Raw genomic sequence first — 12,075 nt, forward strand, 5'->3', positions numbered from 1 at the left:
GGCGCGGCACCATAAGCGCAGGCGTGGCGCTTGACCAGCCATAACCGTGGCGCAGGATGCGGCGGTTGTGGTTCATGGCCTGTTCTGTCAGGGATAGCCTCAGCGTGGCCCGTGCATTTGTGCGGATGTCACAGATAGGCGCAACGACAGACATGGCTGAATTAACGCGCGACAGGGAGCAGGGTATGAGCAGGCAGATGATCGTCGGCAACTGGAAAATGAATGGCACACGGCAGGCCGCACAGTCACTGGTGGCGAGCCTTGTTGACCGGCTGCCGCAGGGTAGTGCTGACGTGGTGATCTGCCCGCCCTTTACGCAGCTTGCTCCCGTGGCTGACCTGCTAGCAGGCTCAGCCATCGGCCTTGGCGCGCAGGACTGCCATCAGGCTGTCAGCGGAGCTTATACGGGTGATGTCTCGGCCCCCATGCTGGCGGATCTTGGGGTGTCGTATGTCATCCTCGGCCATTCCGAGCGGCGGCAGGGTCATGCCGAACTCGATGAAACAGTGCGGGAAAAAGCCGTAGCTGCCATCGCTGCGGGGCTGGTGCCTGTCATCTGTATTGGTGAAACGGCTGAACAGCGTGATGCCGGGCAGCATGAGGATGTTCTGGGCTGGCAAATCGAAGGCTCTCTGCCCGCAGGCTTTAGCGGTGTTCTGGCCTATGAGCCGGTCTGGGCCATTGGTTCGGGACGGGCTGCAACAGAGGAGCAGATCGCCCAGACAATGGCTTTCTTGCGTGCTGAGTTGCTTCGTCAGTTCGGAGAGACTGGAAAAGCTGTCAAAATCCTGTATGGAGGGTCCGTAAACGCGGGGAACGCGCCGTCCATCCTGTCCATTCCCGAGGTGGCGGGCGCTCTGGTCGGTGGCGCCAGCCTGGACGCGGATGCGTTTCTCTCCATCGTGGGCGCGGCTTCGGCCTCCTGACCCGCTGCACTGAATCTGGAACCTGATATGACTACAGCCCTGCTGATCCTGCATTTCTGTGTCACCGTAGCTCTGATTGGCGTTGTGCTGATTCAGCGCAGCGAAGGGGGCGGTCTGGGTATTGGCAGCAGCCAGGGCATGGGGGCATTCATGTCCGGTCGTGGTACTGCCAACCTGCTGACCCGCACCACCGCTGTGCTGGCTGGGCTGTTCATGCTGCTATCCCTGACACTCGCCCTGCTCTACCGCGGTGGCGTGAGTGGTGTCGGGCATGATATTCTGGCGCAGCCGCCGCAGGGTGCGGTCTCTGCACCGCAGCCCGCACCGGCAGCGCCCAAGCCCTGAAGTCTTGAACATGTGCTCCACCTGCTGGCACGGGTGGGGTATAAGTCTATCGGTTCTGGTCTCCGTGTGCATCCGTGCATGTGGGGGCCAAATCTCGTTTGCCATTATCCACCCACTCCTGTCCGTGTAGGAAGTTCGCTCATGACACGTTTTGTCTTTATTACCGGTGGCGTGGTGTCCTCTCTGGGAAAAGGGATCGCATCCGCCGCTCTGGGCGCCCTGCTGCAGGCGCGAGGTTACAAGGTGCGTCTGCGCAAGCTTGATCCCTACCTGAACGTGGACCCCGGCACCATGAGCCCTTACCAGCATGGTGAAGTGTTCGTGACCGAAGATGGCGCCGAGACCGATCTGGATCTGGGGCATTACGAGCGCTTTACCGGAGTGAATGCCAGCAAGGAGGATAATACCACCACGGGGCGGATCTATTCCGATGTGATCCTGCGTGAGCGCCGGGGGGATTATCTGGGCGCGACCGTGCAGGTCATTCCGCATATTACCGATGCCATCAAGGATATCGTCGTCGCCAATACCGATGATCTGGACTTTGTTCTGGTCGAAATCGGCGGCACGGTGGGTGATATTGAAAGCCTGCCTTTCCTTGAGGCCATCCGTCAGTTGCGTAATGATCTGGGCACGGACCAGACTATGGTTGTGCATCTGACGCTCCTGCCCTGGATTGCATCGGCAGGTGAGCTGAAAACAAAACCCACACAGCATTCGGTCAAGGAACTGCAGAATGTGGGGATCCAGCCCCAGATCCTGCTCTGCCGGTGTGACAGGCCCATTCCGCCCACGGAAAGGCGCAAGATCGCCAGCTTCTGTAACGTCCGGCCTGAAGCTGTTATCGCTGCCCGCGATGTCGATACGATTTACGCCTGCCCCCTCTCCTATCATGCCGAAGGCATGGATAACGAGGTGCTGCGTTACTTTGGCCTGCCGTATCAGGACGAGCCCGACCTCGAAAACTGGCGCCGCGTTGTCGATGCTATCCGCCACCCTGAAAGCGAAGTGCGTATTGCAGTCGTCGGCAAATACACAGCGTTGCTCGATAGCTACAAATCGCTGAACGAAGCGCTGCTACACGGTGGGATTGCCCACCGGGTCAAGGTGACGCTGCAGTGGATCGATTCTGAAAAAATCGAGAAAAACCCGGCCCTGCTGGAAGAAACTCTGGGCGATGTCCATGGTGTTCTCGTGCCCGGCGGCTTTGGTGAGCGAGGCTCACAGGGCAAGATCGAGGCCATTCGCTTTGCGCGTGAAAAGGGTATTCCCTTCCTTGGTATCTGCTTTGGCATGCAGATGGCGGTTATTGAATGCGCAAGAAATCTTGCTGGCCTACCCGATGCCTCGTCAACCGAGTTCGGCCGCACGGATGAACCCCTTGTTGGCCTGATGACGGAATGGGCACGTGGCAATGAGCGCCTGCGCCGGAGCGAAGGTGGTGAATTGGGTGGCACCATGCGTCTGGGTGCTTATCCCGCAGCGCTGGTGCCTGGCACCCGGGCAGCCGAGGTATATGGTGCCACCGCTATCCGTGAGCGTCATCGGCATCGGTATGAGGTGAATATCCATTACCGCGAACAGCTTGAAAAGACCGGTCTGAAGTTCTCCGGCCTTTCCCCTGACGGGATTCTGCCTGAAGTTGTGGAATATACCGATCACCCGTGGTTTGTGGCGGTGCAGTATCATCCTGAACTGAAGTCCCGTCCGTTTGCGCCGCATCCGCTGTTTGCCGGTTTTGTGGGGGCATCTCTCAACAAAGCGCGTCTGGTATGACAGCTCCTGTCGGCCAGCCCGTAAAGGTCGGCAATCTGCTCATTGGCAACGATCAGCCTTTTGTGCTGATTGCAGGACCATGCCAGATTGAATCCGCCGTGCACGCGCTGGAAACCGCAGCAGCACTGAAAGAACAGTGCGAAAGCCTCGGTATCGGCCTGATCTATAAAAGCTCTTACGACAAGGCCAACCGCACCAGCCTGAGCAGTCAGCGGGGCATTGGCCTGCGTGACGGGCTGGATATCCTTGCCCGCGTGCGCGAAACCTACGGTATTCCGGTGCTGACGGACGTGCACGCTCCTGAGCAGTGCGCACAGGTGGCGCAGGCTGTCGACGTGCTGCAAATCCCGGCGTTTTTGTGCAGGCAGACCGATCTGCTGATCGCGGCGGGGGAAACTGGTGCTGCGATCAATGTCAAGAAAGGCCAGTTTCTGGCCCCGTGGGATATGGCCCATGTAGCGGCAAAAATTGCTGCTACGGGCAACCGCAACATTATGCTGTGCGAACGCGGTACAAGTTTTGGCTATAATACGCTGGTCAATGATATGCGTGGCCTGCCGATTATGGCGCAGGATGGTTACCCGGTGGTGTTTGACGCCACGCATTCGGTGCAGCAGCCGGGTGGGCTTGGCGGCGCTTCAGGCGGTCAGCGTGAATTTGCCCCGGTTGTTGCGCGGGCGGCACTGGCAGTTGGTGTCGCCGCCCTGTTTATCGAAACCCATCAGGACCCGGACCATGCGCCTAGCGATGGGCCTAACATGCTGCCGCTAGCCAGCATGCCCGCTCTTTTGCAGCGTTTCAGGCAGATTGATGACCTGATAAAATCCACCACCTGATTAATCAGGTGGTGGCGGTTTCTGTCCGCATAAGGTTTTTTGTAAAAGGCCCGCCTTTATAAGAGGCGGGCCTTTTACGTTTTAGACGTCCAGATTGGCCACCTTGAGGGCGTTACCAACAATAAAGTCACGGCGGGGTTCCACCACGTCGCCCATCAGGGTTGTGAAGACATCTCCCGCTTCTTCCAGATCACCAACGCGAACCTGCAACAGGGTGCGCATGGATGGGTCCAGCGTGGTTTCCCACAGCTGTTCATCGTTCATTTCGCCCAGCCCTTTGAAGCGGTTGATCGCCAGACCGCGCCGCCCCTGCGAGAGCAGGCGTGCAAAAAGCTCGGCGGGGCCAGACAGGGCGTGCTCCACCGTTTCTGATTTCAGGCGCACACCATTGGCAAAGTCTTCGTGCAGTCTGTCGCTCTGTGCGCTGAGCCAGCGGGCATCCGCACTGCCAAGGGCTGTGGGGTCGATGCGGTACATTTCCCCAACACCGCGCACATTGCGGGCCAGCTCAAGCCCGTCGGCGCTGGCTGTGACTTTCCAGCCTTTTTCCCCTTCGGGGGATGCAGCGTCCAGCCGTTCCTGCAGGGTGGCAACGCGAGGTTGAAGGATGGAGAGATCGGCATTGAGCGCACCGGCAAGGGCTGCCTGCTCTACAATCCAAGCCGGGATACGGCCCGCAAGACGGTTGATGACCTGACTGGCCTGCCGGATAAAGGGAATATCGGCCTCAAGCGTATCGCCTGCAACGGTGCGCCCGCTGGAGTAAACGAAACTGAACCCGTTCAGCGCCTTGTCGAGCAGGTAGCGTTCAAGGGCTGCATCGTCCTTCAGGTAGGTTTCATCATTGCCGCGCTTGGCACGGTAGAGAGGCGGCTGGGCAATGTACAGATAGCCGCGCTCGATGAGTTCGGGCATCTGCCGGAAAAAGAACGTCAGCAACAGGGTGCGGATATGCGAGCCGTCCACGTCAGCATCGGTCATGATGACGATACGGTGGTAGCGGAGCTTTTCGATGGAAAAACCACCCTGTTCTGGCTCGCCCCGGCCAATACCTGTGCCCAGAGCCGTAATCAGGGTGCCAATTTCCGCCGAGCCGAGCATTCTGTCGAAGCGTGCCCGTTCCACATTCAGGATCTTGCCCTTAAGCGGCAGAATGGCCTGAAAGCGCCTGTCACGTCCCTGCTTGGCGGTTCCGCCTGCGGAATCACCCTCGACCAGAAAGAGTTCGGCCTTGGAAGGGTCGCGGGCCTGACAGTCCGCCAGCTTGCCCGGTAGGGAGGACACGTCCAGCACGCCTTTGCGGCGGGTAAGTTCGCGTGCCTTGCGGGCGGCCTCACGGGCGGAGGCGGCGTCCAGCACCTTGGAGATGACGGTCTTGGCTTCTTTGGGGTGGGTTTCAAACCAGTGGCCGATAATATCGGCCACGGCGGAATGAACGACCGGCTGAACCTCGGAAGAAACCAGCTTGTCCTTGGTCTGTGACGAGAATTTGGGGTCGGGTACCTTGACCGACAGCACAGCCGTCAGGCCTTCGCGCATGTCTTCGCCCTGCAGGGACTGAGCGTCTTTTTTGGCAAGACTTTCAGCATATTTTCCGACAACGCGGGTCAGGGCCTGCCGGAAGCCTGCCAGATGGGCGCCACCGTCACGCTGGGGGATATTGTTGGTGAAACACAGCATGGTTTCATGAAAGCTGTCGTTCCAGCTCAGCGCGAACTCAACCTTGATGCCGTTTTCAGCATTTTCAAGGCTGCCGGTAACGGGCGGGGTGATCAGCGATGTGCGTGAACGGTCGAGCCAGTTCACAAAGGCTTCCAGCCCGCCTTCGTAATGGAAAATCTCTTCGCGCACGGTGGCCGTGCGTGCATCGCGCAGGATGATTTCAAGCCCTGAGTTCAGGAAGGCCAGTTCGCGAAGACGACGTTCGAGGATGGCAAAATCGAACTCGGTGCGGGGAAAGGTCTCGCCGCTGGGCTTGAAGGTCACTTCCGTGCCGGTTTCTTCGCTCGACGCGCCAACGACTTCAAGCGGGGCTACACGCTCACCATGGGTGAAGCGGATAAAATGCTCCTGCCCGTTGCGCCAGATCCGCACATCCATCCATTCGGACAGGGCATTGACCACCGCGGCACCCACGCCGTGCAGGCCGCCGGAAACCTTGTAGGAGTTCTGGTTGAACTTGCCGCCCGCATGCAGGCGCGTAAGCACGACCTCTGCTGCGCTTATGCCTTCCTCGGGGTGCATGTCGGTGGGAATGCCGCGCCCGTTGTCCCGTACGCTTACGCTGCCATCGGCATTCAGGGTCAGAACACAGCGGGAGGCAAAACCGGCCTGCGCCTCATCCACTGCGTTATCAATGATTTCAAACGCCATGTGGTGCAGGCCAGAGCCGTCGTCGGTATCGCCGATATACATGCCCGGACGCTTACGAACCGCATCCAGTCCCTTCAGCACGGAGATCGAGGCAGCATCGTAATCGTCTGAAACTGCTGCTGGCATAGGCTGAGAGACATCTGACATAAGAACGGTACGCTCCGTAAGGAAAGAACAGAAACCTGCAAAATCTTATACCGCGCGCAGTCAGTGGCGACCAGCACATACGGCGTGTTTTTGTTCAGCTTGGCAAAAAAGCGCCCTGATGCAGAACGCTGAAACGAGCATGGGATTTCAGCTCGGCGAATGGTTCTACGTCCGTGCCCGTCAGAATGACTGTTGTGCGGAAGCTGCGCACACTTTCGAGCAGGGTTGCGCGGCGTCCGGCATCCAGATGCACAAGGGGTTCATCCAGCAGCAGCAGGGGCGCTGCATTGCGTCGGTCTTCCACCAGACGTGCGTGAGCCAGAATAACCCCTAGTAGCAGGGCTTTCTGCTGGCCAGTGCTAGCCAGTGCCGCTTGTTGGCCTGATTGATGGTCCGAGAGCACGAAATCGCTCCGGTGCACGCCAGACGTTGTGCGCCCGCGCGTGCGGTCCTGATCGCGAAGGCTTTCCAGCCGGGTGCGGAGCCAGTCTTCCACCGCAAGGGCGGGGTGTTGCAAAAGCCTGTCGCTGATCGGGCAGTCCATGCGCAGTTGTATAGCCGGGAAAGCGCCTAGTGCCGTGCTGGCGTAGTGTGAGAGAAGATACACCACATCATTGCGCGCGGCTGCTACGGCCACGGCATGTTGCGCCATGGTGGCTTCCAGCGCGCCCAGCCAGGACTGTTCGCCAAACCGGGTCTGGAGTAGGCGGTTGCGCTGGCTCATGGCGCGGTCATATGCAGCGAGTTCGCGCGCGTGCTGAGGGGTTACGGCTATGACCAGCCTGTCCAGAAAACGCCTGCGGCCCGATGCCCCTTCGCTGAATAGCCGGTCCATCTGTGGAGTAATCCATACGGCAGATGGAGCCTCCTCCCACCCGGCGGCACTGCGGCTCTGTCTGCCATTGAACAGAAAGCTGCGGCGTGAGCCGTCTGCTCCAGCTTGCGCGCCCGTGCCGATTTCAACCGGGCTGCCATCAATTTCAAAACTGGCGGATACTCCCCATGCCTCGCTGCCATTGCGACCGAGCTGGGCAAGGGGCGCTGCGCGGAGCCCGCGTCCCGGCGAGAGAAGGGATATGGCTTCAAGAAGGTTAGTTTTGCCGCTGCCATTGGTGCCGGTGAGCACCAGAAGGGCGCTATCGGGTTGCCATGTCAGGCGTTCATAATTGCGGAATTGCGTAAGTGCCAGTTTCAGGAGCCTTGGCATGGCCCTGCTTTTCCGCTGGTCTTGAACCCGAATGCACCAGCCCATTCATGGGAAATGGATGGGCTGGTGCTCATATGGGGTGTGCTGTGTCGTTTCAGGCTTACACGCGCATGGGCATGAGCACGTAGAGTGCTGCCGGGCTATCCACATCACGCACGATGGTGGGGGATGCACTATCGGCAAAAACGAACTCGACTTCTTTTTCAACCTGATCCGTCACATCGTTGAGGTAACGTGCCTGAAAGCCGATTTCGAGCGCTTCAGCCGTATAGGAAATCCGGTTATCGTCCAGTTCTTCCTTAGCCATGCCCTGCTCCGCACTGGAGGCAGACAGGGTCAGCAGGCCGGGTTCCAGCGCCAGTTTGACCGGGCGTGAGCGTTCCTGACTGATGGCCGCCACACGGGCCACGGCATCGGAGAAATCTTTTTTGCCCACGCGCAGTACGCGGTTGTTGTTGCGCGGGATAACTCGCTCATACTCGGGGAAGGTGCCATCGATCAGCTTCGACGTCAGAACAACCGCCCCGACCGTGAACTGGATGCGCGTTTCGGACAGGGCTACGGCGATTTCTTCCGGGGCCTCGTCAAGCAGCTTGCGCAGTTCGCTAACGGTCTTGCGCGGGATGATAACGCCGGGAATGCCCGAAGCCCCGGCGGGCAGCGGTGCCTGCACGCGGGCCAGACGGTGCCCATCTGTTGCCACCGCACGCAGCAGGGCTTCGCCCTCGACATCTGTGGCATGCAGGTAAATGCCGTTCAGGTAATAGCGCGTTTCTTCGGTTGAAATGGCAAAGCGGGTCCGGTCGATCAACCCGCGCAGAGTGGCGGAAGCCAGATTGAAGCTATGCGGGAAGTCCCCTGCCCCCATGGACGGAAAATCATCCACTCCCAGCACGTTCAGGCGTGTGGCGTAGCGCCCGGCGCGCAGGTTAAGCTGGCCGTCCTCGCCGTTCTGGTCCAGCTCAACGGCTACACCATCGGGGAGTTTGCGCACGATTTCGTACAGCACGGCGGCGGGAGCCGTTGTGGCCCCTTCCCGGCTGACACTGGCCGGCACGTGCTCCACAACCTCGATTTCCATATCTGTGGCTTTGAGGCTGAGCTGCCCTTGCGCCGCCTGAATAAGAACATTGGCCAGAATGGGGATGGTGTTGCGCTTTTCCGCAACACTCTGGATATGAGCCAATGCCTTGAGCAGCGTCGTGCGCTCCGCCGAAAATTTCATCTGGTTCTCGTTCCCTGCACATAGGCGCGCTCTCTGGCTGGAGCGCGCGGCATCATCCCACAAAAAAGTAACAGTCGGCAATAATCAGTCAATCCCCCTGAGGGGGCGAAGTTTTTTTCAGCTTTCCAGCATTCTGCGCAGCAGTTCCACATCTTCCGCAAAAGCCGCATCGCGCTCCATCAGTTCACTCACGCGGCTGACGGCGTGCATGACGGTGGTATGGTCACGATTACCGAATTTGCGACCGATTTCAGGCAGGGAGCGGCTGGTAAGCTGCTTGGCCAGATACATGGCGACCTGACGCGGGCGGGCGACATTGCGCGCGCGCCGTGCGGAGGACATGTCGGTCAGGCGGATATTCCAGTGCTCGGCAACCTTCTTCTGGATTTCCTCAATGGTCACGCGCCGGTCATGCGCCTTGAGAAGGTCGTGCAGCACATCCTGCGTGGCTTCAAGCGTCACGGGGCGGCCGAACAGATTGGCATGGGCGATCAGCCGGTTAAGCGCGCCTTCCAGTTCACGGACGTTGGATGTGATTTTATGCGCCAGAAATTCCAGCACCTTGGCGGGCACGACCACACCAGACGATGCTGCCTTGGATTCAAGAATGGAAATACGCAGTTCAAACGTGGTGGCATGAATATCCGCCACCATGCCGCAGCCCAGTCGTGTGCGTAGCCTGTCTTCCAGCCCTGAGAGATCAGAGGGGGACTTGTCGGCAGAGACAACGATCTGGCGCCCCGCATCCACCAGCGCGTTAAACGTGTGGAAGAACTCTTCCTGCGTATTGTCCTTGCCGATGAGGAACTGAAGATCGTCGATCATCAGCACGTCAACGGAGCGGAGCTGTTCTTTGAACTCGATGGTGGATTGCGAGCGAATGGCCGCGATAAAGCGGTACATGAACTTTTCGGCCGACATATAGGCCACCGAGACCTGCCCGGTTTTGAGCAGTTCCGTGCCGATGGCATGCATCAGATGCGTTTTGCCTAGGCCGACGCCGCCGTAAAGAAAGAGCGGGTTAAAGCCCGCACTGGAAGGCTTTTCGGCCACGCGCCGGGCGCAGGCATAGGCGAACTCGTTCGGTTTACCCACCACGAAGGTATCGAAGGTAAAGCGGCTGTCGAGTGCGGTTACCAGATCACTACGGTTATCCGGTGCGGCCGGGCGCGCGGGGGCGCTGTCTTCGGGCTGCGCCGGGGAGCTGAGGTGGGTTGCGGGCGGTGTGGGGGCTGCCGGGTCGCCCGCACGGGTAACCTGTAGCTCAACCCGGCGCAGGAAAGGCACTTCCTGGTGCCACAGGTCGCTCAGCCGGTCACCATACTGGCTACGCACCCAGTCGCGCAGGAAGCGGGTTGGCAGCAGCAGCGTGATTTCGTCACCATCGACAGGGCCAAGGGCAATTTTGGTCAGCCATGTCCGGTATTCGACTTCACCAACCTCATCCTTCAGGCGGGCGCAGATACGCAGCCACGATTCCTCAAGTCCTTCGCCACTGTGCAGTCCGGAAAAGGCGCTTTCGTCATCGTCCACCCCGATTGTCATTTTTGCTCCCGAGCAGTGTAAGGGGCGCGAATCCCGCGCGTGTTCAAGGGTGATAGAACACGCCGGTTGCGGCGCGGTGTTCAGGTCAACGGTTCTGGGGGGTATTTACCAGCGCGGCCACGCCAGCGCGGAGTGTCCCTGTAACCGAAAAAACATTCAGCCAGAATAGGCGGCGGTGCAGCCTCGGGCAACGAAAAACTGGCCCCTTTTGGGGGAGAATTCGCCCAAGGGTGTTTGAGAAAAAACAAAGCCGAATCATCATGTGATGATTCGGCTTTGCTGTGCATCTCAAGCATGCCGGCCTATTGGCCCGCCATGTTGGTTCAGGCGGTTGCCAGAGCCTTCACGCGAGCGGACAGGCGAGAAATCTTGCGTGCCACGGTGTTGTGGTGGATCACACCCTTGGTGGCGGCGCGCTGGATTTCAGGCTGTGCAACGCGCAGGGCTTCACGCGCGCTGTCATGGTCGCCAGCGGCGATTGCCGTCTCAACCTTCTTGATGAAGGTACGCATGCGGGATTTACGGGCCGTGTTGCGTGCAGTCCGCTTCGCGGTCTGTCTGATGCGCTTACGCGCCGAAGCGATGTTCGCCATGAGTTTCTGTTCTGTCCAGCACTGAATATAAAAGAAGGCGGCCAATCATGTCGGCCACAAGAGTAAGCGGCTCTGTAATGCAGGCAGGCATGTCACGTCAAGCGTGTTCGGTGCGCCAGCACACTTTCATCCGCTTTTCTGATGACGTGGACAGAAGAAACTTGAGCGGCCTGACTGGGTCATGCGTTCCACGCCCGCGCATGCAGGTGGGCCGGGGCAGCGTGGACAGGGTTCGCCTGCGCGCCCGTATACCCGCCATGCGTGCTGGAAATACCCCATATCTCCTTCGGGGCGGACATAATCACGTAGACTGGACCCACCGGCCTCCACCGCTTCATTAAGGACCGCGCGTATGGCCCGCACCAGCTTGCCCGCCGCAGGGCGCGTGAGGGAGGCTGCCGGTAATGCCGGGTGCAGGTCAGCCCGGTAGAGGGCTTCGGCCACATAGATGTTGCCAAGTCCCGCTACGATTTTCTGGTCCAGCAGCACTGATTTGAGTGGTGCCTTGCGGTCTGCACAGGCTGCCAGCAGTGTGGCGGTGGTAAACTGTGGCTCCAGAGGTTCCGGCCCCATGCCGCATAATAGCGGGTGTGTGTCCTCTGCGGCTGTTTCCACCAGTCCCAGCGCGCCGAAACGCCGGGGGTCGACATAAGCCACGCGGTCGCCTTCGTGCATGAGAAAGGTCACATGTTCGTGCGGCGCGGGGGTGGATTCAGAATCGAGAACGATCTTACCTGACATGCCTAGATGCAGCAGGATCGAGACCTCGCCCGACAGTCGGACAAGAATATACTTCCCCCGTCGCCGGAAGCCCATAATACGGCGACCACTGACAGTTTGCGAAAAACTGGCGGGAATCCGCCATCTCAGGTCATGGCGATGGACGGTTGCGTGTTGGATGACACGGTTTTGCAGCGCATTGGACATGCCGCGCATCACCGTTTCGACTTCAGGGAGTTCCGGCATGGCTACAAAGCAGGGTATAGAGGAAACCCATGACCGACAACTCTCATGCGCCCTCCCCTGTTTCTGCCGACGTAATGGCGGAAGAAACGGATTTTGGCTTCCGCTCCGTCAGGAAGGAAGAAAAGAAAAACCTCGT

General features: G+C 59.4%; 10 protein-coding genes. 4 read left to right on the forward strand and 6 right to left on the reverse strand.

Annotated features, from left to right (window positions below; all coding sequences use genetic code 11):
* Positions 1–185 precede the first annotated feature (185 nt).
* The 4 genes from tpiA to kdsA all read left to right on the forward strand — a co-directional run bounded on the left by tpiA (position 186) and on the right by kdsA (position 3,883).
* Positions 186–926: a triose-phosphate isomerase gene (gene tpiA, locus ABF757_RS00805; RefSeq protein ID WP_415480522.1), complete on the forward strand. Its 741-nt coding sequence runs from the start codon at positions 186–188 to the stop codon at positions 924–926.
* 27 nt (positions 927–953) lie between these two features.
* Positions 954–1,271 carry a preprotein translocase subunit SecG gene (gene secG, locus ABF757_RS00810; RefSeq protein ID WP_025859672.1) on the forward strand — a complete coding sequence of 106 codons (318 nt, stop codon included), beginning with the start codon at positions 954–956 and terminating at the stop codon, positions 1,269–1,271.
* A 141-nt stretch (positions 1,272–1,412) separates the two neighbouring features.
* Positions 1,413–3,047: a CTP synthase gene (locus ABF757_RS00815; protein ID WP_025859673.1), complete on the forward strand. Its 1,635-nt coding sequence runs from the start codon at positions 1,413–1,415 to the stop codon at positions 3,045–3,047.
* Positions 3,044–3,883, forward strand: coding sequence for a 3-deoxy-8-phosphooctulonate synthase (gene kdsA / locus ABF757_RS00820; protein WP_415480509.1), 840 nt, complete (start codon positions 3,044–3,046; stop codon positions 3,881–3,883). Before ABF757_RS00815 ends, kdsA begins: the two co-directional genes overlap by 4 nt.
* 81 nt (positions 3,884–3,964) lie before the next feature.
* On the opposite strand, the gene gyrB is transcribed toward kdsA, so the two are convergent.
* The 6 genes from gyrB to mutM all read right to left on the reverse strand — a co-directional run bounded on the left by gyrB (position 3,965) and on the right by mutM (position 11,939).
* Positions 3,965–6,403, reverse strand: a complete 2,439-nt coding sequence (gene gyrB, locus ABF757_RS00825) for a DNA topoisomerase (ATP-hydrolyzing) subunit B (RefSeq protein WP_415480510.1) — start codon at positions 6,401–6,403, stop codon at positions 3,965–3,967.
* A 94-nt stretch (positions 6,404–6,497) separates the two neighbouring features.
* A complete protein-coding gene (gene recF / locus ABF757_RS00830; RefSeq protein WP_415480511.1) occupies positions 6,498–7,610 on the reverse strand; it encodes a DNA replication/repair protein RecF in 1,113 nt (370 codons plus the stop codon).
* A 100-nt stretch (positions 7,611–7,710) separates the two neighbouring features.
* Positions 7,711–8,835 carry a DNA polymerase III subunit beta gene (gene dnaN, locus ABF757_RS00835; RefSeq protein ID WP_025859676.1) on the reverse strand — a complete coding sequence of 375 codons (1,125 nt, stop codon included), beginning with the start codon at positions 8,833–8,835 and terminating at the stop codon, positions 7,711–7,713.
* 117 nt (positions 8,836–8,952) lie between these two features.
* Positions 8,953–10,380 (reverse strand): chromosomal replication initiator protein DnaA, encoded by a 1,428-nt coding sequence (dnaA, locus tag ABF757_RS00840; protein ID WP_415480512.1) that lies wholly within the window; start codon positions 10,378–10,380, stop codon positions 8,953–8,955.
* Between the two features lie 323 nt (positions 10,381–10,703).
* A complete protein-coding gene (gene rpsT, locus ABF757_RS00845) occupies positions 10,704–10,973 on the reverse strand; it encodes a 30S ribosomal protein S20 (RefSeq protein WP_025859679.1) in 270 nt (89 codons plus the stop codon).
* A gap of 126 nt (positions 10,974–11,099) precedes the next feature.
* Positions 11,100–11,939: a bifunctional DNA-formamidopyrimidine glycosylase/DNA-(apurinic or apyrimidinic site) lyase gene (gene mutM / locus ABF757_RS00850; RefSeq protein WP_415480513.1), complete on the reverse strand. Its 840-nt coding sequence runs from the start codon at positions 11,937–11,939 to the stop codon at positions 11,100–11,102.
* Between the last annotated feature and the right edge of the window lie 136 nt (positions 11,940–12,075).

Origin of the sequence: Acetobacter papayae (assembly GCF_047721125.1) — a bacterium.
Classification (GTDB): domain Bacteria; phylum Pseudomonadota; class Alphaproteobacteria; order Acetobacterales; family Acetobacteraceae; genus Acetobacter; species Acetobacter papayae.

What these genes read in the sequence shown, in the direction of transcription:
- tpiA (WP_415480522.1), top strand. Translation starts at nt 186, where the DNA reads ATGAGCAGGCAGATGATCGTCGGCAACTGGAAAATGAATGGCACACGG.
- secG (WP_025859672.1), top strand. Translation starts at nt 954, where the DNA reads ATGACTACAGCCCTGCTGATCCTGCATTTCTGTGTCACCGTAGCTCTG.
- ABF757_RS00815 (WP_025859673.1), top strand. Translation starts at nt 1,413, where the DNA reads ATGACACGTTTTGTCTTTATTACCGGTGGCGTGGTGTCCTCTCTGGGA.
- kdsA (WP_415480509.1), top strand. Translation starts at nt 3,044, where the DNA reads ATGACAGCTCCTGTCGGCCAGCCCGTAAAGGTCGGCAATCTGCTCATT.
- gyrB (WP_415480510.1), bottom strand. Translation starts at nt 6,403, where the DNA reads ATGTCAGATGTCTCTCAGCCTATGCCAGCAGCAGTTTCAGACGATTAC.
- recF (WP_415480511.1), bottom strand. Translation starts at nt 7,610, where the DNA reads ATGCCAAGGCTCCTGAAACTGGCACTTACGCAATTCCGCAATTATGAA.
- dnaN (WP_025859676.1), bottom strand. Translation starts at nt 8,835, where the DNA reads ATGAAATTTTCGGCGGAGCGCACGACGCTGCTCAAGGCATTGGCTCAT.
- dnaA (WP_415480512.1), bottom strand. Translation starts at nt 10,380, where the DNA reads ATGACAATCGGGGTGGACGATGACGAAAGCGCCTTTTCCGGACTGCAC.
- rpsT (WP_025859679.1), bottom strand. Translation starts at nt 10,973, where the DNA reads ATGGCGAACATCGCTTCGGCGCGTAAGCGCATCAGACAGACCGCGAAG.
- mutM (WP_415480513.1), bottom strand. Translation starts at nt 11,939, where the DNA reads ATGCCGGAACTCCCTGAAGTCGAAACGGTGATGCGCGGCATGTCCAAT.